This window comes from Nonomuraea sp. NPDC003709 (genome assembly GCF_040610775.1).
Classification (GTDB): domain Bacteria; phylum Actinomycetota; class Actinomycetes; order Streptosporangiales; family Streptosporangiaceae; genus Nonomuraea; species Nonomuraea angiospora_A.
Map to the genome: position 1 here is coordinate 140,273 of NZ_JBEXMW010000018.1, position 26,822 is coordinate 167,094.

A 26,822-nucleotide genomic window follows, 5' to 3' on the forward strand; every position below is an offset into this window, starting at 1 on the left:
TACGCTGCCGGACGTGGCACTGGCTGTAGGCGTGGTGGTCCGTTACCGCAAGGCGGTGACGTACGGCGTGCACGCGCTGCTCGCCGCGCTGGAGAGCGCCGGGGTGGAGCACGAGCTGAGACTCGGCACCACCCCTGAGGAGACCGCGGAGCACATCACGGCCAGCCAGGCCGACCGCGTGCTCGTGCTCTGGTCGTTCTACTCGCCCGACGCCGAGGCCATGGCCGCCGAGCTGGCCACGGTCAGGTCGCTGAGCGGCGGCCGGGGGCTGCACATCGCGGGCGGCGTGCACGCCACGGCCGAGCCGCAGCAGGTCGTCGACGCGGGCTGGGACCTGGCGGGGATCGGCGAGGGCGAGACCACGATCATCTCCCTCGTCCGGGCGCTCCAGCAGGACGAGCCGCTCACCTCGGTGCCGGGGCTGGCGATCAAGGACGCCGACGGCGTCGCCCTGCGCACGAGGCCGGCGCCGCAGCTGCCGCTCGACGCGTTCCCCTCCTTCGTGGGCAGGAACGGGCCGATCGAGATCACCCGCGGCTGCCGCTACACCTGCCGCTTCTGCCAGACGCCGTTCATGTTCGGCGGGCAGTTCCGCCACCGCTCGGTCGCCAGCGTGCGCGAGCACGTGCGCGGGATGGTCGACAGAGGCCTGCGCGACATCCGCTTCATCACGCCGACCTCGCTCTCGTACGGCTCCCCCGGGCCCGATCCCGACCTGGGCAAGGTGGAGGAGCTGCTGGCCGGGGTCAAGGAGGAGCTGCCGGCGCGCGGCCGGGTGTTCTTCGGGAGCTTCCCCTCAGAGGTACGGCCCGAGCACGTCAGCCCAGAGGCCATGCGGATGCTCAAGCGCTACGTGGCCAACGACAACCTGATCATCGGCGCCCAGTCCGGCTCCGACAAGGTGCTGGCCACCTCGGGCCGCGGCCACGACACTTCGCCCGTGCGCGACGCCGTCAGGATCGCGGTCGAGCACGGCTTCCGGCCGAACGTCGACTTCATCTTCGGCATGCCGGGCGAGACCGAGGAGGACCAGGAGCAGTCGCTGAAGCTCGCCTCCGACCTGGCCGAGCTGGGGGCCCGCATCCACACCCACACGTTCATGCCGCTGCCCGGCACGCCGTGGCGGGACGCCGAGCCCGCGTTCATCCCGCTGGCGACCATGAGCGAGCTGGACCGGCTGGCGCAGCGCGGCGACGCCTACGGGCACTGGCGCAAGCAGGCCGAACACGCCGTACGGCTGGCCGAGACGGCCAAGGCCTACCCGCGCCGGGCGCAGCGCCGGCGCACCGGCTAGTGATCGTCGTCGTCGAAGGTGTGCATGACCCGCTCGAACGCGTCGCTGACGGGACGCAGCGCCTGCGCGAACGCGTTGACCAGCGGACCGAAGATCTCCGTCACCTCGGTCAGGAAGTCGGGACTCTTGGTTTCGGGAGGCGACCAGCGCATGGCGTCCGCGCTCAGCGTCTCCCACTCGTCGACGACACCGTCGATGGCGTCGAGCACGTGGTCAGGATCGCTTGGCATGACCGTTCCCCGTGAAAGAAGGGTCGTATCACACCTACGGTACTTCAGACGGGGATGGACACGCCTACTCCGCCTCGGGTCTGAGCGCCGTACCTCTCCTTGTCGGCGGCCAGGTCGAGCGGGCGGATGCTGGAGCGCGCGGCGAGGACCTCGTCGGTGATCAGCGCGGCCGGCACCAGCCACGACACCTCGAACTCCAGCCCGTCGGGGTCCTTCGCGTACAGCGCCTTGGTCGTGCCGTGGTCGGACGAGCCGACCAGCGCGCCGAGCTCGCTCAGCTTGACCGCGACCCGCTCCAGCTCGTCGAGGGTGTCGACCTCCCACGCCAGGTGGTAGAGGCCCACGGACGTGCTGCCGGCCGGGGACGGGTCCGCCTTGGGGCCGATCTGGAACAGGCCCAGGTCGTGGTCGTTCGTCGAGCCGGGGGCCTGCAGGAAGGCGGCGCCCGGCATGCCCATCACGACGTCGAAGCCGAGGGCCTCGCGGTAAAAGCCGACGCTGCGTTCCACGTCGCGAACGTAAAGAACCGCGTGGTTGAGTCGCTGAACAGGCATGATGTGCCCCTTTCCGGGCGGAGTCCCGTCTCAAGTATATGAGAGTTCAACTAAATTGGGACCGTGACGAGATGGCTGGATGCGGACGAACAGCACACCTGGCGGAACTTCCTGGCGGCGACCCAGCTCATCAACGAGGCGCTCGACCGCCAGCTCCAGCGGGACGCGAGCATGCCGCACACGTACTACATGATCCTCGTGGCGCTCTCCGAGGCGCCCGGGCGGTCGATGCGGATGAGCGAGCTGGCCGCCAGGGCGCAGAGCTCGCAGAGCCGGCTGTCGCACGCCGTGGCGCGCCTGGAGGAGCGCGGGTGGGTCCGGCGCGAGCGCTGCCCCGACGACGGGCGCGGCAGCTTCGCGGTGCTCACGGACGCCGGGTTCGCCGCGCTGGCCGCCGCCGCGCCCGGACACGTCGAGGAGGTACGGCGGAGCCTCTTCGACGTGCTGACGCCCGAGCAGGTACGCCGGCTCGACGAGATTTGCGTCGCAGTGCGGAACACGCTGGAGGGGTAGCGAGCGAACTGTCGTGCCGAGGCCGTAGGTTTCTCCGGGTACCCGAACAAGGAGAGGCCGATGCACGACACCGATGAGGCGCTGTTCAGGGCTGTCCACGGCATCGCGGGACGGTTCGCCGGCCAGCCCGTGCCCGTGGTGATGGAGGCGTTGCTGCGCCACCTGCCCAAAGCTCCGGGCCTCGAGGTGGCGGAGATCCGCAAGATCGCCGAGGAGATCAGCGTGGGACGTGACCCCTCGGGCTTGTGAACAGCTGATCGCCAGGGGAGCATCGAGACATGTACGAGCCAACCCCTGAAGACCGATTCACCTTCGGTCTGTGGACAGTCGGCTGGCAGCCGCTCGATCCGGTGGAGAGCGTGCACCGACTGACCGAGCTCGGGGCCTACGGCGTCACCTTCCACGACGACGACCTGCCGGCCGTCCAGCCCGATCGCGACCGGGCGATCGCGGCCTTCAGGAAAGCGCTTGCCGAAACCGGGCCGGCCTACCGGGTCGAGGAGCTCGGCCTGCCCACGCTCAACCGCGGTGAGACGTCGGCCGATCTCGCCTCCGACGACGTCGATCCGGACGTCGCTGCCGCGCGCGGATACCATTTCACGCATCTCAACCAGCTTGCGCTGGAGCACTTGTTAGGAGTTCGTGGGTGACGCTGGTCGCTGGGGTCGATTCCTCGACGCAGAGTTGCAAGGTCGTCATTCGTGACGCTGAGACGGGCGCGCTGGTCCGGCAGGGCCGCGCGCCGCATACCGACGGCACGGAGGTGCATCCGTCGCACTGGTGGGACGCGTTGTTGCGGGCCATCGAGGAGGCCGGCGGGCTGGACGACGTGCTCGCCGTCAGCGTGGGCGGGCAGCAGCATGGCATGGTCTGCCTAGACGAGTCCGGAAATGTCGTACGTGATGCCCTGTTGTGGAACGACACCCGCTCCGCGCAGGCCGCCGCCGACCTCGTGTCGGAGCTGGGCGGGCCGGAGGCCTGGGCCACCGCCGTCGGGTCGGTGCCGGTCGCCTCGTTCACGGTGACCAAGCTGCGCTGGCTGGCCGAGCACGAGCCGGACAACGCGGCCCGTACGGCGGCCGTCTGCCTGCCGCACGACTGGCTCTCCTGGCGCCTGGCCGGCGCGTTCGCCTCGGGGACCTTCTCGGCCGACTCCCCGGTGCCGCCGCTCGACCGGCTCGCCACGGACCGGGGGGACGCCTCGGGCACGGGCTACTGGTCACCGTCGACGGGCGCGTACCGGACGGATCTGCTGAAGCTGGCGTTCGGCTCGATCCCCCTGCTGCCCCGGGTGCTGGGGCCGGACGAGGCGGCGTACGAAGGGGGCGCGGCGCTGATCGCCCCCGGCACGGGCGACAACATGGCGGCGGCGCTCGGCGTGGGCGCCCGTTCCGGCGACGTCGTGGTGTCGCTGGGCACCTCCGGCACCGTGTTCGCGGTCGCGGAGTCGCCCAGCGCCGACCCGACGGGCGCGGTGGCCGGCTTCGCCGACGCGACGGGACGGTTCCTGCCGCTGGTGTGCACGCTCAACGCCGCCCGCGTCATGGACGCCGCCGCCCGCATCGCCGGGGTGAGCCTGGACGCGCTGAGCGATCTGGCTCTCCAGGCCCCGCCGGGGTCGGGCGGGCTGACGCTGGTGCCGTACCTGGAGGGCGAGCGCACCCCCAACCGCCCGACCGCGACGGGCTCCGTCCACGGGCTGACCCTGGCCACCTCGACCCCCGCCCACCTGGCGCGGGCGGCCATCGAGGGCATGCTGTGCGGCCTCGCCGACGCTCTCGACGCGCTGGGCACCAAGCCGGAGCGGGTGCTGCTGATCGGCGGCGCGGCCCGTTCCGAGGCGGTCCGCCGCATCGCCCCGACGATCTTCGGTGTCCCGATCACGGTGCCGCCGCCGGCCGAGTACGTCGCCAACGGCGCCGCGTACCAGGCCGCCACACTGGTCACCACGCCGGACTGGCGGTCGGAGGAGACGGAGACGTACGAAGGGGACGCCGTCCCGTCGATCCGCGACCGCTACGCCCGCGCCACCACCCACATCCTCGACTGACACCTGTCCGGCTTGTTTCCGGTCGCCTGCCCGGCGCCCCTGACTTTCGACAGGGGCGCCGGTTGACCATCGGCCGATGACGGGCCCACCTCAGCGGCGCCAGGCTCGCTCCCATGAACACACCCTCCTCTCTCACCGGCGCCCCGATGGACATTCCCTTCCCCGGACGATGGATCGGCGGCGTGACGCTCATCGTGGGACCGGTGATCATGTCCGCCGGATACCTGCTGCGTCATCTGAGCACGGTCACCGCCCTCACCCCTCAGCAGCAGGCCTGGGCCGAGGCACAGCCCTTCGCCGCCTACGGCCAGCTCCTCACCTACACGTCGGCGCCCGCCCTGCTCACCCTCTCCTACGCGGTGTTCGCGTTGGGGGCGCTGCTGCTCTTCCCCGCCTTCGTCGCCCTGGCCCAGCAGGTGGGCGGCCACCTCGCCTACTGGGGCGCCACGCTGCTGGTCATCGGCCTGTTCGCCCGCCTGTACTTCGCCGGCGCCGACCAGACCGCCTTCCAGCTCACCGAGGTCATCGGCCTGGACCAGGCGACGAGCGCGATCATGAAGGAGTATGTGGACATCTCCTACGGACCGTGGCGGGTACCGGTCTGGGCCTCCGTCGGCCAGTACGCGGGCTCGCTGCTGCTGGCCATCGCCGCCTGGCGCTCAGGCCTCTTCGGCACCGCCCGCGCCGTGATGTTGCTGCTGGCAGGAGGTACGTGGATGGGCGTGCTGAAGGGCGCCTCCATCCCCGACGTGCTGGTCACCGGCCTGCTCTGCGTGGCCCTGGTCCCGCTCGGCGCCCGGATGCTCCGTGACCGGCCGCCCGCCACGACCGGCCGGCCGAAGGCGCTGAGTTGGTGAGCGGGTCAGGGCTTTCGGAGATGCCAGACGATCAAGGCGGGAGTGTCCCGATAGGCCACCGCCGCCGCTTCCGAACACCACCGCTGAGCGAGAGGGCCACCGTGCCCGCCGTACGACTCGCCCCACCGAGGTTCGTGGCAGGCCACGATCCGCAGCCCTGCCTCGTGGATGGCGTTGATGTAGTCACTGGCCAGGAAGCGGCTGGCCGGCATGGCCCGTACGCCCCCGTCCGATCCCGCCACCCTCGGCACGCCTCCCAGATACAGCGACAGCGGATGGATGTCCGACAGCACCACGTGCCCACCGGGGCGAGCGACACGGGCCAGTTCGGCCAGCGGCGGCCCCAGGGCCGGCAGATGGGTCAACGCCAGCGCGCAGACCACCGCATCGAAACTCTCCGACGGGACCGGCATGCGACACAGGTCCCCCTGATGGAACTCCCCGTCCGGAGCCTTGGCCTCCGCTCTGGCAAGCATCTCCGCCGAGGAGTCCACGCCGACGACCTCATGCCCCAGCCCGGCCAGGAACGCGGCATGCCGGCCGGTGCCGCACGCGGCGTCCAGCGCCCGCCCCACCGCCAACGTTTCCAGGATGCGCCGCACCAGCGGCTCCTCCACGGCGATCAGCGGGTTTCCTTCGCCGTCGTATTGCTCAGCCCACTGCGCGTACCCCTCCGTGGTGGAGGCCTGGCCGACGACCACGCCCGCGTTCAGCTCCGGATCCGGGTCGGTCACCATCTTGCGGATCTCGGCGATCCGCTCCTCCACAAAGGCCGCATCCCCCAGATCACCCGCCTGCGCGCGTAACAGCGCGATTCCTTCCAGCCCCAGCAGCCAGGCCAGCGAGTGAGCGTAGAAAGGCATGCCGACACGATAAGAACCACGCCATCGCCACCGCGACTCAATTAAGGCGGAGCCGTTCACCCTCCGGAGTCTGGTTAAACGACAGAGTCGCCGCAGGCGGGCGACTGCGCCGCGTACCCTTCGGCGACCAGCAGGTACACGCAGTTCAACGCGAGGGCCGGTCAGAACGGCAACGAAATGACGCTCTGCCTGCGCATAGATGTCCGGTCGACAGGGCGAGAATCTCGCGCACGATCACTGCCACTGTCTCCTCAGGGGCCCTGACCAACGCTACTCACGATCTTCAACCCTCCCACAAGAGGCCGGCCGGTGCGGGATCGGCTCTCCTCGTACCGGCACCACCCCTGAACCTGGGTTTCCTAGGGACATTTCCCGGAGTCACCGCGGCAACCGAGGGTCCACGCCGCTCTTCCGAGTACTGGCCGTACTATCTTCCGGGCAAATGGATACGCCATCGGGCTGGACCGCGCAGAGTTGTCGAAAGCGATGAACGTCATATACGGCTACGAACCGACGGTCGCCACGGTCTCCGGCATCGGCATCACCGAGACCACGCCATTGGTTCCATGAATGCGTACAACTCTTCCGCGGAGCCCGAGTAATCAAGACCCGTAGACGTTCGTAAGCGGCAGATAGGCACTGAAGTGGTCGGCCACAATATCCGCCACAGCCTCCGCATCATCGACCCCATCCACTTCCAGAACCCGGATGCCCAAACGACGAGCGGAACGAACGGCCTCGTCGGCGACGAGCCGGTCTCGGGCGAGTCGGTTGCGCTGTGCTCGATCAGGATCGCTGACCTGGTGATCGACGGCGGCGGCCCGGGGCAGCTCGCGAACCTGACGCCGGCGGAACTCTTCGCTCGGCACCATGACGATCATTCGCCAGGTTGAGTCGATGATGGGAGCGACCAGTTCGGGACGCAGCCCCCAGCCTTCGGCGACGACCGGCCGCCCCGAAACCAGGCCACGCAGGTCGTCCAGAACCCATTCGAACCGCGCGGGAAACCCGGCCAGGATCTCGTCGGCCATTTTCTGCGGGCTGGTGTTCACCCAGACGGCGTCCGGCTCAGGGTCCGCGATGGGCTCGCCAAGCCGCACGCGACGGGCGATCCGACGGTCATTGTGCGCACGTGCGTCGTGATAGTCGTAGTGATAGGCGGTCAGCCCGTACCGGGTGGCCAGCAGCCTGGCGACGGTGGATTTGCCGGCCCATTGTCCCCCTCCGATCCACAGGGCGTTGTGCAAGGTGCCGAACGGATCCCAGACCTCGCTATTTGTGGCGTTCACGGTTACAGCATGGCGACGGCACCGACCAAAGAAACAGTCTTGTTCTGCCCGCCCGGACGGGTGACGATCGTAGAGAGAAGCCCTTGTCGATGGGCCCGGCGGATCAGTCCGTCATGCGCAGATCGGTCGCGGTCAACAACGACGAAAGCCTGATGCCTTCCGCGGCCAACGCCGCCGCACCTCCCTGCTCGCGGTCGATGACGCACAATGCCTCACTGACCTGGGCCCCGAGGCTCCGCAGCTCAGCAGTGGACAGGACGATCTGGCCACCGCTGGTGACAACATCCTCAACCACCAGAACCCGCCGCCCCACCACATCCGCACCCTCGGCCAGACGACAGGTCCCGTACGCCTTGGCCTGCTTACGGACGAACGCACACGGCAGACCGGTGTGCCGGCCAAGCGCGGTGACCACCGGAATCCCGCCCATCTCAAGCCCGGCCAACACCTCGATGTCCCCCGGGACCACGGGCGCCATCGCCCGAGCGATGTCATCCAGCAGAACGGGATCACCCTCGAACTTGTACTTGTCGAAGTACTCGGTGGCGGTACGTCCTGAGCGGAGCACGAAGTGGCCGGTGAGGTGGGCTGCGGCATGAATCCTGCGAGCCAGGTCAGAGCGCGTCACAGGCACCCAGTCTCCCAGAGGTATGGCGGACGCGCTCAGGGCCGCCCACACAGCCGAGAAGCAAGAACGGCCTCACCTCATGGTGGGCGGGTGCCACGTCCCGAGGTCCCACTCCTCGATCTCGCAGACGCCCTCTGGATACGCCTGCCTCGCAACCTGCCGCATCGATCAAGGCACTTTTGCATTGTTACCCACAGTTATGGGCATATAGCTCTCCGTATCGCTAATAGGCCGTCTTGTCCGAAAGATGCCTATTTGTCGGGGAATGGAGGCATCGACGATGCGGAACGGCCGAACCATACTCGTCAGCACGTTCACGGCTACGCTGCTGCTGACCGCAGGCTGCACCTCGGGTGGCTCGAACCCACCACCGCCCGCCGGCCCACAGGAGCGGGCCCTCGCAGCCAAGCTGTCGATCATCCCGGCGAACGGCACGAAGAAGGTGCCCCCGGACGCCGGGGTCAGTGTCAAGGCCACCGACGGCAAGGTCACCAAGCTGACCGTCGCCGACGCCAAGGGGCATGAGGTCCGCGGAACCCTCGGCGCGGACGGGACGTGGCACCCCACGTGGCCGCTGCGGCCCTCGACCGCGTACACGGTCAGCGCGCAGGCGACCGGCAGGGACGGCAAACCCGTCACCGCGCGGGCCACGTTCACCACGCTCAAGCCGAAGCGGGTGCTGGAGAGCGGCATGTCCCCGCTGGACGGCGAGAAGGTCGGCGTCGGCATGCCCGTCCAGCTCCTGCTGTCGCGCCCCATGACCGCCAGGAGCGACCGGGCCGCGGTCGAGAGGTCGCTGGAGGTGCGGATGTCGAAGCCGGTCGAAGGCGCGTGGAGCTGGGTGAGCGACCGCGAGGTCCAGTTCAGGCCGCGCGAGTACTGGCCTGTCGGCGAGAAGATCACGGTGGTCGCGCACCTGGCCGGGCTGCGCGCGGGCCGGGACCTGTGGGGCACCAGGGACCGCAGCCTGACGTTCACGGTCGGCGACGAGCACATCACCAAGATCCGCAATGCCACCCACCGGGCGGTCGTGCGGGAGAACGGCAAGGTCGTCAAGGCCATCCCGGTCAGCCTGGGCAAGAAGGGCGACGAAAGCTGGTCCGGCGTCATGATCGCCCAGGAGAAGGCCGCGTCGACCCTCATGGACTCGGCCACCATCGGCAGGCCCGGCGAGTACTACGCCCATACCAAGTGGAATGTCAGGATGACCTACAGCGGCATGTTCTTCCACGCCGCGCCCTGGTCGACCGGCGCGCAGGGCAACAGCAACGTCAGCCATGGCTGCGTGAACGCCAGCATGGCCAACGCCCGCTGGTTCTACAACTTCACGCAGCGGGGAGACATCATCGAGGTCACGGGGACGTCGCGGAAGCTCGAGTTCGGCAACGGGCCGACGCCGTGGGCGAAGTCATGGGACGACTGGCTCGCGGGCAGCGCCCTCGGCAGGTCGATCAACGCCTGATGGGAGAAACCGCGTCGGTTTGATTGGGCGGACCCGCTTGCGAATTGACGGTGTCCGCCTGTGCGGGCATGATCTCGACTCGGTAGTTCATCCAGAGGATCTGAGGGACCTGGCCCTGTGACGGTCCGGCAACCTCCCCGGCGGGAAACCCGCGGGAAAGGTGCCAATGCCAGGAACGATGAGGGAGAGCTGATGAGCGTGCGGCTTGATGTTCCTGTCCTTTCCGGGGATCTGGTGCGGTTGGAGCCGCTGGCGATGCGACATGCGCCGGATCTCGCGGAGGCGGCCGAGGAGGATCGGTCGTCCTACGACTTCACGCTGGTGCCTCGCGCTCGCGAGATACCGGACTACCTGGCGGCCCAGCTCGTCCGCGACGGGCTGACCCCATTCGCGCAGGTTCGGCTTACCGACGGCAAGGCGGTGGGCTGCACCGGCCTGTGGGATCCCCGCAGGTGGCCGGACCGGCCGGACCTGCGCGCGATCGAGATCGGCTTCACCTGGCTGGCCGCCTCGGCGCAGGGCACCGGGATCAATGCCGAGGCGAAGCTGTTGCTGCTGTCGTATGCGTTCGACACGCTCGGCGTTGCCCGCGTCGACCTGAAGACCGACGCCCGCAACCACCGGTGCCGCCAGGCCTTGGAACACCTCGGCATCCCCTTCGAGGGCGTGCTGCGCGCCTGGTCCATGTCGTGGGCGCACGGGGAGGAGGGCAAGGTCCGCGACTCGGCCATGTTCGCAGTGGTCGCCGAAGACTGGCCAACCGTCAAACCGGCACTGCAAGCCCGTCTCACCGCCGTGAGCTCCCGTTCGCCGGCCCTCTGAGAAGCTTCGGCTGGGTGCGGTGAGGCGCCCCTGAGCGTCTGAACACTGCCTGTCGGTAAGTTCGGCGCCCACCAGCTTGGCCGCCCGGTGGCGGGACTCGACCCGTGCCTGACCCGTCACGCCGCCTTGTCACGGGGTCCGGAGCGGACCCCGTGACACGAGGTTGACATCCCATCAAGCAGCGTCGAGCGCTGCGGTGATCTTGCGGGTCATCTCGACCAGAGTGGGACTGGGCCGGCCCTGGTGGGTACGGGCGGCTGCTTCGAGGGCGACGCTGACGGTGCTGCGGAAGTTGTCGGCCTCGGCCGGATCCTGCTGCTTGAGCAGGCTCATGGATGCGGTCAGGGCCGGCAGCACCAGGTCGGCGAGGTCGGCGACGGACTTGCCGTACTTCACGCCCTTGGGCGCCTTGGTGAGCACGTGCCCTACCAGGCCGGTCGCGGAGGTCAGGGCGATGGAGCCCTCGGTGGCGACCTTGTGGGCCGAGCCGGCGGCACCAGCGGCGGACATCAGGGAGACGGCGCCCCACGCGGCGGTCCGCAGGGTGAGCTTGTCCTGGTCGATGAGGGTGATGGACATGGTGCTGTACTCCTTCAGGTCTGCTATGAAACGGGCTTCCACGGGGGGCGGGGGCGAGCTGGGCGTGCCCCGGTTCGCGCTCTGTGCATTCACTGTCACCGACCGCTCTGATACCGGGCCGTTGGCGTGCTGACACAGCCGCTGACACCGACACAGCATCCGACCTGATCGCCCCCAGGACACCGCCTGTCGCGCTCCTGCCCTCCTACGGGCGCAGTCCGAGGAAGGGCTCAAGGCTGGGAAACAGGTGGACCGATCATGATCTGGTCTTCACCACGAAGCTTGGCGACCCGATCGAGCGCACGGAGGACTGGAAGCAGTGGAAGCCCATCCTCAAACAGGCCTACCTACAGGACGCCCGAGTCCACGATGCCCTCCTCATCGAGCAGAGTGTTCAGGAGACCCATGTGAGTACTGCACCCATGCAGCAACCCTCCAGATGAAAGACTCCGGGGACCGCATAGACGGCGGCCCTCTGGGGGTCTCCCTGATCAGGGACGGTTAAGGTCCTCGATCGCGAGCACGACGGCTGTGACAAGAAACCCCAATCCCACGCCCACCAGCGCGATCACCGCTGTGGTCGCATCGCCCCCTGCTCCGGTGAGAACGACCCAGCCGGCCGCTACGAGTAACAACCAGCCGAGAAGGACGAGACTACGAGCTCCACTACGGCAAGTTCCGCGGCTGCGCTTCACCGCATCAGCAGCTCGGATCCTGTGTGTCCCTATCGGTTCCACCTGGATCACCTGGCCGCGCTGGTCTCCATGGGATGGCTATGGGCCAAACAGAGTTAGGCGGATGATCGCCTCTGCTGTGGTACCCAACTCCATCTCCCAAGCTCAGGGTGCCGTCACGCAAGAAGCCACGCGTCCCTGGGCGACGCGACTTCCATGCACTGGGCCGCGGTGCGGCCAGCTGACGCATGGTCTTTCCACGGCCTGGTGATCGCCTGATCTTGTCTGGCATGGATCACGCACGTGACATGGGCATGGGTTTTCGGGGTAGGTCGAATTGCCAGGCGGCCGGATCCTACGACGTCGCCCAGACAGCCACAGTCAGCGTCAGCGAATTTGCAGAGGGCACGCGGCCGCCAGTATTCGCGGTGGAGGGCTCGATGAACACGCGGACAGCTCAGCCCCAGGTTGGGATCACCCCGAACATGTTCGGAATCTCCTACGGGTTGGCCGGTCTGGCCACCTGCTGGGGGTACGCGGCCATGCGGGGGGTGGCGCCCGCGCTGGTGGCCGACGTCCTGTTCATCGTCACCGCCGTCGTGTGGCTGGTGCTCATCGTCGGCTACGTGTCGCAGGTTCCGCGCCGACCCGGTGGCTGGCGCGCCGAACTGGCCGATCCGGTGCTGGCGCCGTTCGTGTCGCTGATCCCGATCGTCGGCATGCTCCTGGCGACCGGCCTGATGCCCCACGCCCCCACCGCCGGCCGGTGGCTGTTCGCCGTCTTCGCCGCCGCCACCACCATCCTGGCCGGGTGGATCACCGGCCAATGGATCGTCGAAGAGCTCGACCTGGATCGGTTGCACTCCGGCTACGTCCTGCCCGCCGTCGCTGGAGGACTCATCGCCTCCATCGGTGCCGCCCGCGCTGGCTGGATCGCCATCGCCCACGCGTTCATGGGCCTCGGCGTCATTTCGTGGCTGCTCATCGGCTCCGTCATCATGGCCCGGCTACTGTTCCGCCCCCGCCTGCCTGCGCCACTGCTGCCCACCCTGGCCATCGAGATCGCACCGCCCGCTCTCGGCGGTCTTGCCTACCTGGCCATCACCCACGACAAGGTTGACGCCGTCGCCCTGGTGTTCGGCGGCTTCACCGCGCTCGCCGTCATCGTCCAACTCCGGCTGATCCCCGTGTACCGCCGGTTGGCATTCGGCCCCGCGTTCTGGTCCTTCGCGTTCCCATACGCCGCCGTCGCCATCTTCGCCCTGCACTGGATCAGCTACGGAAGGCCCGTCGGGTACACGGTGTGGGCCTGGTGCGTACTGCTCGCGATCACAGCCTTCATCGCCGCGCTCGCCGCCAAGACGACGACCGCCCTCGCCAGCCGTAGATTCCTGCCCCGACTCCAGCAACCGCAAGCACCGCAGTAACGACATACCAGCCGACAGTGGATCACAGGCAATCACTTCCCCCAGATGAGGATCCACTCGCTCTGCGGGGCATCCGGCCAGTACGGAACCCACTGCTGGGCGGCGGCCACGATGGCCCCGCCGTCCAGGTCAACGATGCTCAGCTCAACGCCGCCGACAGGCCACTCCACGCCGAATTCGAAGGTCTCACGAGGTGGCCGAGGGTCAAAGCCACAGCCCCAAGTCCCCCCAAGATCTGGGAGAGGGCCTTCCGCCTGCGGAGGACGCTGGATTGCAACTAGAACTGCAACTGAGGAGCGGTCATCACGGGAGGCATGACCTCGATGATGCGTGCCGTTCCAGAGGGTCGTCGCCTCTCATGCATGGTGATCAGGTCACCCGGCTCAAGGTGCCACCAGTGCCCTGGGGTCAGAGGAAGCAGTCTCACCAGCCCGCACCCGCCCGGCTTCAGGGAGCCTCGGCCCTCCACCCAGAGCAAAGCGATGCTCCACAGAGGCCCGCCCTCGGGTGTCCGCCGGCCGATGTCCCACATGGGCCGGAGCGCATCGCCAGGAGATATCGGCAGTGCACGGCCTCCGTCCTCGGTACGGTCGAGACACAGTTCAGCCCTGAAGGCACCGCTACGGGCCTCACCGCGCCGCCATTCGTACCAGTCAGCATCATTCTTTAGCCACATCAGGCGCGCGGCGGCGGCCAGTCGGCTCCAGAACTCAGGCGGCTGTGGATCCACATCACCGAGATCCTCAAGAAGGAGGAGGGCCATCTCCCAGTCGCCGTCTTCCAGGCACGCCACGACGCGAGTCGCGCTGGTGCCGGCCTCCTCGGTACGCACGCCGGTGAGATAGAGCTGGACAGCCTTGAGAAGCGGGGAGTCCTCAGAATCCACAGCCTGATTGTGACAGGACCTCGAACCCGGAACCTGCGGATTAAAGATCCAGCTCGAGCCGTTCTGAATCGTTCAATGCGGGTCAACGCCTATACGATGTCCATCCTGAACTGCTCGGAACGGCCTTGTATTGCAATCCGACCTGTAACCACTGGCGGGCCGGCTGATCCCTTTGCTTGGCGGGGACCTGGGAGACGCTTTCTCACTATTGCTGCTGGGAGGACGGGGGGCCACTTGGCAATCGCCGGAGCTGACGGTCTCGGATTTAGGTGGAGGCGCTGAGAATGGCTACCGTTGAGCCTTGGACGGGTAACGATCGAGATCACAACGATCAGTGCCATGTGCGGTGGGGTGCGTCGTTGAATCGCTCCACCGCACAATCCGAGTATCTGGAAGAGTGGTACTACGCCCAGTGCGGAGGATGCCGTTTCTGGATCGCGTTGAGCGGTCAGCTCGGGTTGGACTATGGGGCCTGCACCAACCCCGCCTCGTCGTTTGACGGGCGGGTGCGGTTCGAGCACGACGGCTGCGTGCGGTTCGTCGGCCGCGAGGACGGCTCGTTCGGATAGCAGCCCCAGCCAGGCCGCATGAAGCTGATCACTACGTCGCGCAGGTTCTCATCAGTGGTTCGCTCCCTATCGCTGATCACGCCTGGCGCTGTGAACACTTGCCGACGGCACCTGAGGGATCGAAGTAGGGCGTCGCCTGCACCGCATGCGCTACCTAAGATCACTATGTGCCGATGTAGAAGAACACCGAACGTCGGTGCCACGTTGCTCGGTGGCGTACCGCCATGGGCCGCGCTCACAACGCGATGGGGCGATAGGTCAGGGCGGCTTCAACTATCTCCTCGGCTGTGGCGTCCTGTAGTTCTTCCGGCGGCCAGAAGATCAGATTACTGACGCGGGGATGGAGCACATTGGCTTCTAGCAGGCGTAGGTAGTAGTCCGAGTCCGGGTCGACCTCCATGATTCTGCGGACAATTTCAGCGAGTTCTTCCCGGGTGATGTCCGATACCTTGGGCCGCTCCGCGCGAGCGGCGTCCCGGGCGAGTTCCTCCAGATCCTGCGATTCCCAGTACGCGGCGAAATCGGACGGCTCGTAGCTGTGCCCAGTCTGCCTGTTGAAAGCGGCGACGGCCTCGCGTGCCTCTATCAGCCTGCCGGTTTCCATGAGTTCCGCGATCCGGTCGATCTCGCTCCCTAGCTGCTCCTGTCGCTCCTGGGAGACGGGCGGGGGAAGCAGTTCCGGTCGTAACTCCATACCAGGCATTCTGCCTTCCCACCGCGTCCTGAGTGATAGGGAAAGGCCGCCTCTCGGTCCAAGGACAACACCTCGTCGTCGCGTTCGGCGGTGTAGCGGAAGCGAGTGACACCGTCGCGTTCCTGACTGGAAGGCTGCCGTTCCGCCTGTCCGTCGTGCTTGGAGCAGGTGACGGGAATCGAACCCGCGCTGTCAGCTTGCGAATTGCGGAGATCATGCCTCGCAAGGCGGCTGAGCTGGGCGTCGGGCCGGTCGTGAGTGACCGTGGTCGACCCCTCGTTACTCTGGCTAATGGCACGACGATTAGAGCTCTGAGCTGGGCGCGGTGGTGGACTCAACGACCCGCGCGCATGCGGTGAGAAGTGGCTCCGCCGGCCGTGTCACAAGAAATGCAAGATCCACGGTCACCGACCGACGTGCAAGCCGGGTTGCGCCCAGTCAGGCCCTATCTCACGGACTGCGCCGGCCATGCGGACAAGTGCCCAAGCGAACCGGCGGTGGCCTGGTCTTCCGTCAGCGCAAGGGCAAGAGCAAGCTCACCCTCCAGAGCTCCTTGCCCAGCTCGAGGCACACCGCGAGGTGCAGGATGCCGAGCGGGAGAGGGCGGAAGATCGATGGGAAGACCACGACCTGGTCTTCGCGACCAAGCACGGCACTCCCATCGAACGCACCGAGGATTGGAAGATCTGGAAGGCCATCCTCCAGCAAGCCCGGCGCCCGGGTCCACGACGCCCGGCACACCGCCGCGACACTCCTCATAGAGCAGGGTGCGAACATCCGCGTCGTACAGCAGGTACTCGGCCACACCAGGGTGACCACCACCGAGCGCTACACCCACGTATCCACACCCCTGATGCCCGACGCGGGGGAGCAACTCGCCTCCGCTCCCTGGGGAAATCCCTAGCCGTTGCAACTACGGCGCCCTTGAAGATCCGAAAGGCCCTCCCCCGAAGATCGGGAGAGGGCCGTTCACCTGCGGAGGATCGGGGATTTGAACCCCGGATGGGCGGTAAACCCAAACCGCATTAGCAGTGCGGCGCCATAGACCTGACTAGGCGAATCCTCCTGGAAGCCTTCGCGGCTCAGGACAGCGTACCGGCCTTCTGGCGAGGCGGCAAAGTGATTGATCCCCGTCCTTCGTCAAGAGTTATCAACAGCCTGTGGGTAACTGCCTGTGGATGAAGCCCGCCCAGAGCGTGGACGGGCTTCGGGGCTGTGGATAACCGGGTTACGCGGCCGGGTTGGCCTCGCCCTCGATCTCAATCTTTACCTTCTTGCCCACCAGGACGCCGCCGGTCTCCAGGGCCTGGTTCCAGGTCAGGCCGAACTCCTCGCGGTCGAACTCCGTGGTGATCGAGAAGCCCCAGACCGGAGCGCCCCACGGGTTGGTGCCGGCGCCGCCGTACTCGACCGTGAGCTCGACCTCCTTGGTGACATCACGGACGGTCAGGTCGCCGGCGACGGTGAACTCGTCGCCCGAGTGGCCGACCACGCGGGTGCTCCTGAAGGTGATCGCCGGGAACTTCTCCGTGGCCAGGAAGTCGTCGCTGCGCAGGTGGCCGTCGCGGTCGGCGACCCCGGTGTCGATGCTGTCGGCCTGGATCGTGAGCTCGGCGGTCGACTCGAGCGGGTTCTCGGCGATCGTGACCGAGCCGCTGAAGGAGCCGAAGTGGCCACGGACCTTGCTGACCATCATGTGCTTGACCACGAAACCGATGCGGGTGTGAGCCACGTCCAAGTTGTAGGTGCCGACGGCGGGGATGGTCAGGGACTCCCAGGTGCGGGTGGTGGTCATCGGGGTTCTCCTCGATTGGGGTTCGTTGCTGTGCGGATGTCTGCGGCAACAAATTTCTACACGAGGAATATTCCGCGCGTCAACTATCGTCGGTTACGCTATGAGGGTGATGAACTTTGACGACCACCGGCTGACGGCCGTTGGGCTTCTGACGGAGGTGCATGGGGGGCTGCTGGCCAGACTTCAGCCAGTGCTCGGCGGCGCGGGGTTGTCGGAGATCGATTTCGAGACCGTCCTCCGGCTGGGCCGCTCCCCCGGACAGCGGCTGCGGATGAGCGATCTTGCCGCGCAGACCGAGCTGTCGACGAGTGGGGTGACCAGGGTCGTCGACCGGCTGGAGCGGGAAGGGCTGGTGACCCGGCAGGCGTGTCCCAGCGACCGCAGGGCCTCCTACGCCGTACTCACCGAGACCGGGCGGGCGCGGCTGGAGTCCGTGCTGCCGCAGCATGTGCAGGACATCGACGACTGGTTCACCGGGCTGCTGGGCGCGGAGGAGCTGGAGGCGTTCCTGGCCACGCTGCGGAAGATCAGGGACGTGGTACGGCCCTGCGCCACCGCAGGGGCAGGTGGGGCAACTGGGGCTCAGGCCACGGCAGCATGCACGGAGATCGCCGCACACCAGCCGGAAGAAGCCACGGCCCCGGCGCAAGCCGCCATGGGCGTGCAAGCCGAAGCACCATGAGGCCGAGGTCGTAGATCGAAGGTCATGAGCCGTGCCCGTGCGATGGAAGGCCCAGCGCGTTCCTGAGCTTGGCCATCGCGCGCGACACCGTGCTCTTTACCGTTCCCACACTGATCCCCAGCGTCCTGGCGATCTCCGGCTCGGTCATGTCCTCGTAATACCGCAGCACGATCGCCGCCCGCATCCGCTCCGGCAGCTCCTCCAGAGCCTGTTCCAGCTGCTCGTGCACATCCCCGTGCGGCTCCTCGGAGGTGCAGCACACCTCGGGCAGATCGTCCGAGGGGTACTCCTCCAGCCTGCGCCGCCGCCACTGCGAGATGTTGATGTTCACCATGGCCCGCCGCACGTACCCGTCGAGCGCCCCCCGGTCCTCGATGCGGTCCCAGGCCAGGTACGTCTTGGTCAGCGCGTTCTGCAGCAGATCCTCCGCGTCCAGCGGGTGTCCGGTGAGCTGGTGGGCCGCGCGCAGCAGCGCAGGACCGCGCGCCCTCACGTACTCGCGGAACTCGTCTTCCCAACCGGTGGTCTGCATCGTGGCCAGAATCGCAGCCTGATGCTCTATTGAGCTTGAACCAGAATTCAGGTTTCGGCCCGCCGACGATAAAGGTAGGTCAAGGTCGGTGGCGGTTTGTTCGACGCCGGGTGTCATCTCACTTCCCCGGGGATGCGTATTTTGATCCCGTCTGCGCCGCAACGGTGTGAGCTACGCCCAAGTCGTGTGAATCTAGTACCGACGAGGGAGGGGCCGATGGGGTATCCGAGCGTTGAGCGCCGTCGGGTGCTCGCCGCGGCCGCGCTCGGTCGCGAATCCGGCGTTCCCGGTCCTGACCCGGACAATGGGGAGCCTTTACGCGCCGTCGCCGGCGAGATCAAGGACGTCAGCCCGCATCTGATCATCATCGAGACCCCCGACGGCGCCGAGGAACGGCTCGTGATCGCCCCCTGGGCCACCGCCTGGCACGGGAAGGACGCCGCGCCCGCCGACCTCCCCGCGGGTTCCATGATCGTCATGCGTACGCGTGACGGACGCGTGGTGGAGCGCATCTGGGCGGACACCACCCGCATCACCGGGACGATCCTGTCGATCAGCGGGCGCAGGGACCTGACGGTCGAGCTCGACTGCGGCCCGCACCGGGGCCACCGTACGGTCATCATCCCCTACCGGGCGTCGGGGCGGCTGCAGGTGCGGCATCCCAAGTTCGAGCCCGGTTACCTGTTCGACGCGATCGGGATCAGGCAGAACGGGACAAGCCTGGCCATGTTGCCAGCCACCTCGCAGCCCCCTTACCCGGCCCGCGCGGTGCCCACCCCGCCGCCCGCCTACGCCGGGCTGCAGTCCCGCATCTCGGGCCCCGCCACCTGGTCGGACACGTTCGACGAGGAAGAGCGCGGCGCCGCGTACCCGATGCTGGAGCGCTCCGACACCGGCTGCCCCGACGCCGGCGTGTCGTGCACCGGGCTGCCGTACCTCGCCGTCGGGTCGCTGCTCCAGGTCAGGAACCTGTGCTCGCAGCGGAACGCCAATGTTCCCGTGGTGGCGTGCGGGTGCGTGGCGGGGCGCTTCTGCGACCGCTGCGTCGAGTGCGACACGTCGCCGCGCGGGCGGGTCGTGGAGCTGTCGCCGTTCTCCTACGTGGAGCTCGGCGGCGACCTGGTCAAAGGCTGTTTCAACGCTCAGATCGGATTGGGGTGACGGGCACGTGTTCGAATCGCAGCTGCCGCTTCTGATCGCGCTGCTCCTCTTGGGCATGATGGCCAAGTTGATCACCGTGCGCTCGGGAGGCGAACCCGGCTCGTTGTCCAGGCTGGGGCCCGCGGTCCTGGTGCCGGGGCGGATGCAGGCCGTCGCGCTGCTGGTCTGCGCGGCGGGTGAGCTGTTCCTGGCCGTGGGGCTGCTGGTCACGACGCATCCGTTCTTCCGGTGGGGTACGGTCGCCTTCTTCGCCCTGTCCACGTACGTACTGCTGGAGCTGCGCAGACGCCGGCCGGACGCGGGCTGCGGCTGCTTCGGCGAGGTGAGCTCGGCGCCGGTCGGACTGCGTTCGGTCGGCCGGACGGTCGCGCTGACCGGGATGGCCGGGTTGTCGGTGTGGGCACCGGTGCCGGGGTGGGTGGCCGTGGTCCACCCGCAGTGGCTGACGGTCGCGGGCGTGGCCGTGCTCGCGCTCCTCTCCCCGGAGATCGAGGAGCTGATCGACCGCGTACGGTTCCGCGCCCCCTGCGAGCAACGCCGCGGCCCCGCCGAGTCGGTCACGCTGGCCAGGCTCAGGTCCAGCGGCACCTGGCGGGCCCACGCGGGCGAGCTGACCTCGGCCGAGCCGTACGACAGCTGGCGCGAGCTGTGCTGGCGCTTCTACGCCTTCCGCAACCACGACGCGGACGACGTGGTCTTCGCCGTCTACCTCAGCGGCCGGCGCCCGGCGGTGCGGATGGCCGTGGTCAGCGCGGCGGGCAACGGGACTCTGCCGGAATATACGCCAGTATCGGCCTGACGCTAGAAAGCGTTAGATTCCGCTCGACAGGCATGGCGATATAGCTCTATTGGGCTGTCTAGCTTCCCCACTAGACAGCCCAATAGAGGTCTAGGGGCGTCGCTCAGATCGGCTGAGCGCGCAGGAACTTCCCGAAGTGCGGCACCGTGAACGCGATCAGGCCGCGCTCGGCGCTGTAGATGAGCCCTTTCTTGATGAGGCTGTCACGGGCAGGTGAGAGGCTGGACGGCTTTCGCCCGAGGGCGTCGGCCACCTCCGCGGTGGCGACCGGCTCGTCGCCGATCTGTGCCATGGCGTGCATGTAGTCGCGTTCGGCCGGGGTGGCCCGCTCGTAGCGGCTGCCGAAGAACCCGACCGCGAGCTCCTCCTCGGCCTCCGGCGCGGAGACCTTGACGTCTTCGATGGTGATCGGGCTGCGCGGCGCCAGGTCCCAGGCGACCTTGCCGTACGCCTGCACGAAGTAGGGATAACCGTCGGCCGCCTCGTAGAGGGCGTCGAGGGCCTCCTGGGTGAACTCCACCTCTTCCTCCCGCGCCGGCAGGATCAGCGCCATATCGGCCGCCTCGCGGTCGAGCTTGTCGATGCGCGCGTAGCGGAAGAGCCGCTCGGAGTAGCTCTTGCTGGCCGACAGCACGCTCGGCAGGTGCGGCAGCCCGGCCCCCACCACGATCAGCGGCCCACCCGTCTGGGACAGCTCGTGGCAGGCGGCGCAGAGCGCGGAGACGTCGGCGGCCGGGACGTCCTGCATCTCGTCGATGAAGAGCGCGATGCCCACGGCCAGGTCGGTGGCCACGCTCGCGGCGTCGACGAACAGCTCGGTGAGGTCGATCTCCAGGTCGCCGGAGTCGGCGCGCCCGCGGCTGGCAGGCACCTCGATGCCGGGCGACCAGTGCGAGGTGCCCTTGGCCGCCGCCGGATCGCGCATCGCGAACGCCTTGAGCACGCCGAGGAACTCCTCGATGCGCTCGGGGGCGCGGTGGCGCGGCGCCAGCTCCCGGATGGCCATGTGCAACGCGGCCGCCACGGGGCGCCGGATCGACTGGTCGGGCCGGGCCTCGATCTTGCCCGTGCCCCACAGCCGCTGCATGGCCATGGACTTGAACGTGTTGAGCAGGACGGTCTTACCGACCCCTCGCAGGCCGGTGACGACCATGCTGCGCTCGGGACGGCCGCGGGCCACCCGCTCCAGCACGACCTCGAACTGCTGCAGCTCTCGGTCGCGCCCGGCGAGCTCCGGCGGACGCTGGCCGGCTCCGGGGGCGTAGGGGTTTCGCACAGGGTCCACGCTCTCGGACTTTATTGCCGGATATAGCGGCCGTCTTAGATTTGGGAAGAAAGTGCTACGGCGTGTCCGAGCAGGGGCGGTCGCGAGCACCGTCATCGGACACACCCCCTCTCACCAGGCCGAACCCTTGTTCGATTGCGGTACACAGAACTGTAGCGCGGACTCGAACACCTATGCGATGGTTTCGAGTAAAGATCTTCGCAACAGGTCGCGGCGACTCCGAACTTGGCACCCGTCCCGCCTGCGCAATAGCGTTCGGATCCATGCGGACCTTCGCGAATGTTCAGGAGCTCAAGGCGGCCGTCGGCGAGAAGTTCGGCCCGACCGAGTGGCGCACCGTCACCCAGGACCAGGTCAACCTCTTCGCCGACGCCACCGACGACCACCAGTGGATCCACGTCGACGTGGAGCGGGCCAAGGAGGGGCCGTTCGGTGCCACGATCGCCCACGGCTACCTGAGCCTGTCGCTGCTGCCGTCGTTCATGTTCTCGATGGTCAAGGTCGAGGGCATCGCCATGGGCGTCAACTACGGCCTCAACAAGGTCCGCTTCCCCCGGCCGATCCTGGTCGGCGCCCGGATCAGGGCCGTGGGCGAGCTGACGGACGTGAAGGGCACCCCCGCCGGCTACCTGTCCAACCTGAAGATGACGATCGAGATCGAGGGCGAGAAGCGGCCCGCCTGCATCGCCGAGACGCTGAGCCTGTACGTTCCCGCCGAGTAGGTTTGCAACAGAAGCGCGTCCCGCGTGATCCCTGGGTTCGTGGAGGATTTCGACGAGTTCGTCCGAGCCCGGGGCGACGCGCTGCTCCGGTACGGCTTCGTGCTGGCCGGAAGTTCCGAGGACGCGGCCGATCTCGTACAGGAGGCCCTGGCCCGGCTGGGTGACGCCTGGCCCCGCGTGCGCAAGAAGCACGACCCCGAGGGGTACGTCCGCACGACCATGGTCAGGCTCCACATCAGGTCGTGGCGCCGGCGGCGCCGGGAGGACCTGGTGGCCACCGTCCCCGAACGCGGCGAACTCGATCGCTACGGCGACGCCGACCTCTGGGCCGAGCTCCAGGAACTGCCCCGCAAGCAGCGGGCCGTACTCGTGCTCCGATACTACGAGGACCTCTCGGACATAGAGATCGCCGAGATCCTCGGCGTCTCCCGCGGAACCGTACGCAGCCAGGCGGCCCGCGCCCTGGACAAGCTCCGGATCAAGCGAGTGCTGCAGGAGGCGCGATGAACGGGGCTTCGGGAAGGCGTGGTGACGCGGTGCGGGACGAGCGCGACCTGGTCCGGACCCTGCGGGCGGCCGCCGTCCAGGTCGAAAGCCATGATCTGGCGGACGGCGTGGCCCGCCGCCGCCGCGCCCGGCGTACCAGGCAGCGCGTGCGGGTCGTGCTCGCCGCCGCGGCGGTGGTGGCGGTCGTGGCGGGTACGGCGGCGGTGGTCTCACGTGGGGGCGACGGTCGCCGGGCCGAGCCCGCGACGGTCCTGCACGGCTGGGACTCGATCAAGTCGGCCGCCGAGTTGTGGCCGCGTGCTGTGCTCAGAGTGCCCGCCTACGACTCCGAGGGCTGGCGAACGCAGGTGGCGACCAGCATGAGCGCGACGGAGGTGCTGCTGCTGGCGAAATCCGAGAAGGACCGGCGGCTGGAGGTGTACGACTCGGCGCGCGGTGCGATCCGGATCCTGGGTTCCATCCCCGAGGCCCAGGATCTGCGATACGTGGCGGTGGGAACGCAGTACATCGCCTGGTACACGGGCCCGCTCGCCGGTGGGCCGGTGAATTTCTGGCTCATGTCCCGAGCGGGCGGGGCGGCCAGGCGCGTCGGCGAGATCGCGCAGGATGTCGAGTCGTTCGGGATCCCGGGAGACACCCTCGTGTGGTCGGTCAGAGGAGGAGGCGGTGTCTACCGCATGCCCGTGACCGGCGGGACGCCTCAGCGGCTGCCCGGCACCGACGGGCTCCGGCTGACCTACTGGCCCTGGGCGGCGGGCCAGAACCGGATCGTCAACCTGGAGACCGGCGAGTCGGCCGAGGTCTCCCTGCCTGACGGAGTGCGGTCGATGCAGTGCCAGCCGGAGTGGTGCGTCGGAGCGCAGGAGCGGCGCGCGATCGTGCAGCGCGTGGACGGGTCCGAGCGGCAGGCCCTGCCTCAGGAGCTGCGGCCGATCGGAAACGTCAGACTTGGGCTGCTGGGCGACCGTTATGCGCTCTTCAGCGTGCTGGATGAGCCGATGAAGCGGGGGGTGCCGCTGAACATCGTGTACGACTTCGCGACCGGGACGATGGCCAAGCTCGGGGAGAGGCCGTTCGCCGCGGGGGACGGCTCGGTGGGGTACGGATACTCGACTTCGCCGTCTACCGCGCCCTTCTGGTACACCGCGGCGAGGGTGCAGGACGCCAAGGAGTACATCGTTCTGAACGTGGCGGCCATCCCCCGATGACTCCCCTACAGGGCCGCCTCGAACGGGGCGCGCGGCCGGGCTGCCACCGCCGACAGGCGCTGGCGGGAGAGCTGGGGCCAGGCCTGCACCGCGCAGAACGGCGCGCACTGGTCCTGCTCGGCCCGCGTCCCCACGTGCACGCAGCACTGTGCGAGCCGTTCCTCGATCATGGTCGAGATGTCCATGAACGGCTTGACCGTGATCCGGACCACTCGCTCCCCCAGCATCCTGCGCAGCTTCTTCCGCCTGACGGTCAGGGCGAGCAGCGTGGAGATGCCCAGGTCGCAGTTCTCGCTGATGGTCCGCCACAGGTCGCCGATCTGCGGGTGCGACAGTGACGACTGCTCCGACAGCAGGCCGAGCAGCGACTCCTGTACGGCCAGACGCAGCTCGCGCGGCAGCTCGGTGTCGGCGATGCGGTTGGAGACCAGGCCCAGGTTCTGCTTGAGGCGGTCGTGGCCGATCAGCGCGGTGAGCGAGCGCCACCTTCTCGAGTCGTCGCGCAGGAGGTAGCCGACCGAGCAGCAATGGGGGTGGGAGCAGGGCAGGGCAGTCAGGTCGCGCCAGGTCACGAGGCCGTCGGTCTGCGGGCCGAGGCGCTTGAGCACGCCGGTGTGGGTGAGCCGGTCCATGGGGTCGATGGCGCCCGACCTGCCGGACCCGAACTGGGGCTGGATCGACACGCCTCCCACGTACGGCGTGTCGAGGGCGAGGCGTACGACGTCGCCGATCTCACCGTCGTTGACGCCCAGCGCGACGGTCATGACGAGGGTCGTGAAGATCTCCCGCTCGGACAGCCTGCTCACGGCCTGGGCCTTGATGCGCGTCAGGTCGCCGCCCCGGTGGTGCTTCGAGGCCTCGGCCGACGGGCCGTCGTACTGGAGGTAGACCTCCACCCGATCCCTGTGCTCGGTGAGCAGGTCGAGGAGGGAGTCGTCCCTGGCGACGAGGACGCCGTTGGTGTTGATCAGGATGCGGGTGACGGGACGCTGTTCGAGCTCGGTGAGGAGGGTCTTGAGCTCGGGGTGGAGCGTGGGCTCGCCGCCGCTCAGCATGAGGACGTCGAGCTTGCCGTTCTCCCTTTCAAGACGCTGGTCGACGTTCGCGAGGATGTCCTGGACGGGGACAATGCCGGTCAGGTCGGGGGAGCTGTCGGCGAAGCAGGTGGGGCAGCGGAGGTTGCAGGCTTCGGCGATGTCCTCAAGGAGAATGCAGGTGTGCTGGGTCTGCATTTCGGGGAGACCGTGGAGGTAGGCGGAAGGGATGGGGAGGAAGTTCCCGGAAATATCGGGTACGTGCTGCTTGGTCGGGGCGGTCCACTCTTCGAGATATTTCAGGATTTCTGGGTCTTCGTCGTACAACGTCTTGATTAGGCCGTGTTCGCGGCAGCCGCGCTCCAGCCAGATCCTGCCGTCGCGTTCAGCCAGATAGCCGCTCAGCCGCTCGACCTTGTCGAGGTCCTGGCCGTGGCAGTGGGGGCAGAACGCATTGACGTACCTGTGGATGCGGTCGCCCCGCAAACCCATACCTGCACTCATGCCATGACCCTTCGCTCGAACAGGGGATCGTAGTAGCCGCGCCGCCAGCCGTACCCGAGCCTGAGGGCGAGCAGCAGCAGGCTCGGGACGAGGAACCACTGGGGCCTGGTCAGGTCGAGCCAGACCGTCTCGTTCGCCCTGGTGAACTCGACGAGGAAGCGGAAGACGGCGTACGCGGCGACGTAGAGCGTGAACAGCTCGCCCGGCTGAGTGAGCCGCTTGCGCGCCCATTGGAGCGCGGCGAAGGCGGCGAGCTGGAAGATGATCTCGTAGATGAACGACGGGTGCATGGCCTGCCCAGTGAGACACCCGGGGCACTCGGGAGTGGTCGGGGGCGCGTGCACTCCCCATGGCAGCTCGGTCGGCCTGCCCGGCGCCTCGGTCAGATGGCATCCGATCCGGCCGACCGCCATGCCCAGCGCGACGGCCGGGGCGAACAGATCTCCCGTCCGCTCCTTGTAGCCGATGATCTTCTTGGCCAGCAGCACGCCCACGTACGCGCCGGTCAGGCCGCCGAGGATGCTGCGGGAGCCGTACAGCCAGAGGTCCTTGAGATCCAGCGTCTCCAGCCAGCCCGCCAGCCGCATCCCGATGGCTCCCCCGACCAGCGCGCCGGCGACGGCGGTCAGCGACTGCTCGTTGAGCGCGCCCCTCCGCCGCGCCTCCCGTACGAAGACGACGGAGGCCACGAGCACGCCCAGGCCGACGAATATCTCGTGGTAGGGCATGTCAGGTGTACAGGCCGGGGTTGAGGCCCGTGCAGAAGCCGGCGGTCACGATGGACCAGAGCGCCCATCCGATCATGAGGCCGAGGCCTATGCCTTTGGTCCACGGCTTGCGGACGAACTGCAGCCCCGCGCCGGCGCCCAGGCCGATGAGGGCGAGCAAGATCGCGCCGACTGCCAGGTATGGGGTGGTGGCGCTGTCGGATGTGCCGAACGCGGCGACGAAGACGAGCAGCCCGATGACGATGTTGAAAACGCTGTAGATGGCCACGCCGGCGAACGCCAACGCGACGAACACCCCCGTGGACGTACGCCCAGCCGCCGGCGCCCCCTGAGGATAGGGCGGCGGCCCGTACGGGGGCGGCCCGTACGGGGGCTGACCGTACGGGGGCTGACCGTACGGGGGCTGACCGTACGGGGGCTGACCGTACGGGGGCTGACCGTACGGGGGCTGACCGTACGGGGGCTGACCGTACC

Annotated in this window: 31 protein-coding genes, 1 tRNA gene, 1 pseudogene and 1 riboswitch; of the genes and pseudogenes, 17 read left to right on the plus strand and 16 right to left on the minus strand. The window is 68.0% G+C overall.

What is annotated here, in order from left to right; translation table 11 throughout:
- The first annotated feature begins 13 nt into the window (after positions 1 to 13).
- The gene (locus ABZX61_RS42855) at positions 14 to 1,294 is read left to right on the plus strand and encodes a TIGR04013 family B12-binding domain/radical SAM domain-containing protein (RefSeq protein ID WP_355202940.1); all 1,281 of its coding nucleotides are present in this window, start codon (positions 14 to 16) and stop codon (positions 1,292 to 1,294) included.
- Here ABZX61_RS42855 and ABZX61_RS42860 read toward each other — a convergent pair.
- Positions 1,291 to 1,524: a hypothetical protein gene (locus ABZX61_RS42860; RefSeq protein ID WP_185069775.1), complete on the minus strand. Its 234-nt coding sequence runs from the start codon at positions 1,522 to 1,524 to the stop codon at positions 1,291 to 1,293. The two genes, ABZX61_RS42855 and ABZX61_RS42860, sit on opposite strands and share 4 nt — an antisense overlap.
- A 44-nt stretch (positions 1,525 to 1,568) precedes the next feature.
- Entirely contained in the window at positions 1,569 to 2,078 is a 510-nt protein-coding gene (locus ABZX61_RS42865; protein WP_350732540.1) for a VOC family protein, read from the minus strand.
- Positions 2,079 to 2,141: 63 nt separating this feature from the next.
- On the opposite strand from ABZX61_RS42865, the gene ABZX61_RS42870 reads away from it, so the two are divergent.
- The 5 genes and pseudogenes from ABZX61_RS42870 (at position 2,142) to ABZX61_RS42890 (ending at position 5,498) form a co-directional block, all read left to right on the plus strand.
- On the plus strand, positions 2,142 to 2,591 hold the full coding sequence (locus ABZX61_RS42870; RefSeq protein WP_350732538.1) for a MarR family transcriptional regulator: 450 nt from the start codon (positions 2,142 to 2,144) through the stop codon (positions 2,589 to 2,591).
- A 60-nt stretch (positions 2,592 to 2,651) separates the two neighbouring features.
- Positions 2,652 to 2,840, plus strand: a complete 189-nt coding sequence (locus ABZX61_RS42875) for a hypothetical protein (protein WP_350732537.1) — start codon at positions 2,652 to 2,654, stop codon at positions 2,838 to 2,840.
- Between the two features lie 29 nt (positions 2,841 to 2,869).
- A pseudogene (locus ABZX61_RS42880) lies at positions 2,870 to 3,073 on the plus strand (xylose isomerase); the annotation flags it as partial.
- A gap of 164 nt (positions 3,074 to 3,237) precedes the next feature.
- On the plus strand, positions 3,238 to 4,641 hold the full coding sequence (gene xylB, locus ABZX61_RS42885) for a xylulokinase (RefSeq protein ID WP_355202945.1): 1,404 nt from the start codon (positions 3,238 to 3,240) through the stop codon (positions 4,639 to 4,641).
- Positions 4,642 to 4,754: 113 nt separating this feature from the next.
- Positions 4,755 to 5,498 (plus strand): hypothetical protein, encoded by a 744-nt coding sequence (locus tag ABZX61_RS42890; protein WP_355202948.1) that lies wholly within the window; start codon positions 4,755 to 4,757, stop codon positions 5,496 to 5,498.
- A 5-nt stretch (positions 5,499 to 5,503) separates the two neighbouring features.
- On the opposite strand, the gene ABZX61_RS42895 is transcribed toward ABZX61_RS42890, so the two are convergent.
- The 3 genes from ABZX61_RS42895 to pyrE all read right to left on the minus strand — a co-directional run bounded on the left by ABZX61_RS42895 (position 5,504) and on the right by pyrE (position 8,278).
- Positions 5,504 to 6,361: a class I SAM-dependent methyltransferase gene (locus tag ABZX61_RS42895; RefSeq protein WP_355202951.1), complete on the minus strand. Its 858-nt coding sequence runs from the start codon at positions 6,359 to 6,361 to the stop codon at positions 5,504 to 5,506.
- Positions 6,362 to 6,963: 602 nt separating this feature from the next.
- Positions 6,964 to 7,650, minus strand: a complete 687-nt coding sequence (locus tag ABZX61_RS42900) for a hypothetical protein (RefSeq protein ID WP_355202954.1) — start codon at positions 7,648 to 7,650, stop codon at positions 6,964 to 6,966.
- A 103-nt stretch (positions 7,651 to 7,753) separates the two neighbouring features.
- Positions 7,754 to 8,278 carry an orotate phosphoribosyltransferase gene (gene pyrE, locus ABZX61_RS42905; protein WP_355202957.1) on the minus strand — a complete coding sequence of 175 codons (525 nt, stop codon included), beginning with the start codon at positions 8,276 to 8,278 and terminating at the stop codon, positions 7,754 to 7,756.
- A 280-nt stretch (positions 8,279 to 8,558) separates the two neighbouring features.
- Here pyrE and ABZX61_RS42910 point away from each other — a divergent pair, with 280 nt between their 5' ends.
- The gene (locus tag ABZX61_RS42910) at positions 8,559 to 9,740 is read left to right on the plus strand and encodes an Ig-like domain-containing protein (protein WP_355202960.1); all 1,182 of its coding nucleotides are present in this window, start codon (positions 8,559 to 8,561) and stop codon (positions 9,738 to 9,740) included.
- Positions 9,741 to 9,824: 84 nt separating this feature from the next.
- A riboswitch (SAM riboswitch) is annotated at positions 9,825 to 9,925 on the plus strand.
- 7 nt (positions 9,926 to 9,932) lie between these two features.
- The gene (locus tag ABZX61_RS42915; RefSeq protein WP_355202963.1) at positions 9,933 to 10,562 is read left to right on the plus strand and encodes a GNAT family protein; all 630 of its coding nucleotides are present in this window, start codon (positions 9,933 to 9,935) and stop codon (positions 10,560 to 10,562) included.
- Between the two features lie 174 nt (positions 10,563 to 10,736).
- Here the strand turns inward: ABZX61_RS42915 and ABZX61_RS42920 are convergent, their stop codons facing one another.
- Positions 10,737 to 11,141: a hypothetical protein gene (locus tag ABZX61_RS42920; RefSeq protein WP_355202966.1), complete on the minus strand. Its 405-nt coding sequence runs from the start codon at positions 11,139 to 11,141 to the stop codon at positions 10,737 to 10,739.
- A 1,159-nt stretch (positions 11,142 to 12,300) separates the two neighbouring features.
- Between ABZX61_RS42920 and ABZX61_RS42925 the strand changes: the two genes are divergently transcribed.
- The gene (locus ABZX61_RS42925; protein WP_355202969.1) at positions 12,301 to 13,242 is read left to right on the plus strand and encodes a hypothetical protein; all 942 of its coding nucleotides are present in this window, start codon (positions 12,301 to 12,303) and stop codon (positions 13,240 to 13,242) included.
- 32 nt (positions 13,243 to 13,274) lie between these two features.
- On the opposite strand, the gene ABZX61_RS42930 is transcribed toward ABZX61_RS42925, so the two are convergent.
- Positions 13,275 to 13,412, minus strand: coding sequence for a hypothetical protein (locus ABZX61_RS42930; protein WP_355202972.1), 138 nt, complete (start codon positions 13,410 to 13,412; stop codon positions 13,275 to 13,277).
- 107 nt (positions 13,413 to 13,519) lie between these two features.
- On the minus strand, positions 13,520 to 14,128 hold the full coding sequence (locus tag ABZX61_RS42935) for a hypothetical protein (protein ID WP_355202975.1): 609 nt from the start codon (positions 14,126 to 14,128) through the stop codon (positions 13,520 to 13,522).
- Positions 14,129 to 14,412: 284 nt separating this feature from the next.
- On the opposite strand from ABZX61_RS42935, the gene ABZX61_RS42940 reads away from it, so the two are divergent.
- Complete coding sequence (locus tag ABZX61_RS42940; RefSeq protein WP_355202977.1) at positions 14,413 to 14,697, plus strand: DUF3027 domain-containing protein; 285 nt, start codon at positions 14,413 to 14,415, stop codon at positions 14,695 to 14,697.
- Positions 14,698 to 14,932: 235 nt separating this feature from the next.
- On the opposite strand, the gene ABZX61_RS42945 is transcribed toward ABZX61_RS42940, so the two are convergent.
- The gene (locus ABZX61_RS42945) at positions 14,933 to 15,391 is read right to left on the minus strand and encodes a bacteriocin immunity protein (RefSeq protein ID WP_355202979.1); all 459 of its coding nucleotides are present in this window, start codon (positions 15,389 to 15,391) and stop codon (positions 14,933 to 14,935) included.
- A 586-nt stretch (positions 15,392 to 15,977) separates the two neighbouring features.
- On the opposite strand from ABZX61_RS42945, the gene ABZX61_RS42950 reads away from it, so the two are divergent.
- On the plus strand, positions 15,978 to 16,295 hold the full coding sequence (locus tag ABZX61_RS42950) for a tyrosine-type recombinase/integrase (RefSeq protein WP_355203280.1): 318 nt from the start codon (positions 15,978 to 15,980) through the stop codon (positions 16,293 to 16,295).
- Positions 16,296 to 16,367: 72 nt separating this feature from the next.
- Here ABZX61_RS42950 and ABZX61_RS42955 read toward each other — a convergent pair.
- Positions 16,368 to 16,457: transfer RNA gene (locus ABZX61_RS42955), tRNA-Ser, on the minus strand.
- A 162-nt stretch (positions 16,458 to 16,619) separates the two neighbouring features.
- Positions 16,620 to 17,186 (minus strand): YceI family protein, encoded by a 567-nt coding sequence (locus ABZX61_RS42960; protein WP_355202982.1) that lies wholly within the window; start codon positions 17,184 to 17,186, stop codon positions 16,620 to 16,622.
- Between the two features lie 109 nt (positions 17,187 to 17,295).
- Between ABZX61_RS42960 and ABZX61_RS42965 the strand changes: the two genes are divergently transcribed.
- Positions 17,296 to 17,868 carry a MarR family transcriptional regulator gene (locus ABZX61_RS42965; RefSeq protein WP_355203283.1) on the plus strand — a complete coding sequence of 191 codons (573 nt, stop codon included), beginning with the start codon at positions 17,296 to 17,298 and terminating at the stop codon, positions 17,866 to 17,868.
- A gap of 22 nt (positions 17,869 to 17,890) precedes the next feature.
- Here ABZX61_RS42965 and ABZX61_RS42970 read toward each other — a convergent pair whose 3' ends face one another.
- Positions 17,891 to 18,400, minus strand: a complete 510-nt coding sequence (locus ABZX61_RS42970) for a SigE family RNA polymerase sigma factor (protein ID WP_350732510.1) — start codon at positions 18,398 to 18,400, stop codon at positions 17,891 to 17,893.
- Positions 18,401 to 18,616: 216 nt separating this feature from the next.
- Between ABZX61_RS42970 and ABZX61_RS42975 the strand changes: the two genes are divergently transcribed.
- Positions 18,617 to 19,561 (plus strand): hypothetical protein, encoded by a 945-nt coding sequence (locus ABZX61_RS42975; protein ID WP_355202985.1) that lies wholly within the window; start codon positions 18,617 to 18,619, stop codon positions 19,559 to 19,561.
- 7 nt (positions 19,562 to 19,568) lie between these two features.
- On the plus strand, positions 19,569 to 20,360 hold the full coding sequence (locus ABZX61_RS42980) for a MauE/DoxX family redox-associated membrane protein (protein ID WP_355202988.1): 792 nt from the start codon (positions 19,569 to 19,571) through the stop codon (positions 20,358 to 20,360).
- Positions 20,361 to 20,463: 103 nt separating this feature from the next.
- Here the strand turns inward: ABZX61_RS42980 and ABZX61_RS42985 are convergent, their stop codons facing one another.
- Positions 20,464 to 21,645, minus strand: coding sequence for an ATP-binding protein (locus tag ABZX61_RS42985; protein ID WP_350732505.1), 1,182 nt, complete (start codon positions 21,643 to 21,645; stop codon positions 20,464 to 20,466).
- Positions 21,646 to 21,908: 263 nt separating this feature from the next.
- On the opposite strand from ABZX61_RS42985, the gene ABZX61_RS42990 reads away from it, so the two are divergent.
- Genes ABZX61_RS42990 through ABZX61_RS43000 form a run of 3 tightly spaced genes read left to right on the plus strand, consistent with a single transcriptional unit; the run spans position 21,909 to position 24,082 of the window.
- A complete protein-coding gene (locus ABZX61_RS42990) occupies positions 21,909 to 22,367 on the plus strand; it encodes a MaoC family dehydratase (RefSeq protein ID WP_350732503.1) in 459 nt (152 codons plus the stop codon).
- A gap of 24 nt (positions 22,368 to 22,391) precedes the next feature.
- Positions 22,392 to 22,874: a SigE family RNA polymerase sigma factor gene (locus ABZX61_RS42995; protein WP_355202992.1), complete on the plus strand. Its 483-nt coding sequence runs from the start codon at positions 22,392 to 22,394 to the stop codon at positions 22,872 to 22,874.
- Complete coding sequence (locus ABZX61_RS43000; protein WP_355202994.1) at positions 22,871 to 24,082, plus strand: hypothetical protein; 1,212 nt, start codon at positions 22,871 to 22,873, stop codon at positions 24,080 to 24,082. The genes ABZX61_RS42995 and ABZX61_RS43000 overlap by 4 nt, the downstream gene beginning before the upstream one ends.
- Before the next feature lie 5 nt (positions 24,083 to 24,087).
- On the opposite strand, the gene ABZX61_RS43005 is transcribed toward ABZX61_RS43000, so the two are convergent.
- The 3 genes from ABZX61_RS43005 to ABZX61_RS43015 form a co-directional block, all read right to left on the minus strand.
- Positions 24,088 to 25,620, minus strand: a complete 1,533-nt coding sequence (locus tag ABZX61_RS43005; RefSeq protein WP_355202997.1) for a radical SAM protein — start codon at positions 25,618 to 25,620, stop codon at positions 24,088 to 24,090.
- On the minus strand, positions 25,617 to 26,348 hold the full coding sequence (locus tag ABZX61_RS43010) for a prolipoprotein diacylglyceryl transferase family protein (RefSeq protein WP_355203000.1): 732 nt from the start codon (positions 26,346 to 26,348) through the stop codon (positions 25,617 to 25,619). Before ABZX61_RS43010 ends, ABZX61_RS43005 begins: the two co-directional genes overlap by 4 nt.
- 1 nt (position 26,349) lies before the next feature.
- Positions 26,350 to 26,822 (minus strand): hypothetical protein (locus ABZX61_RS43015; protein WP_355203003.1); only part of this gene is annotated, 473 nt, incomplete at its 5' end.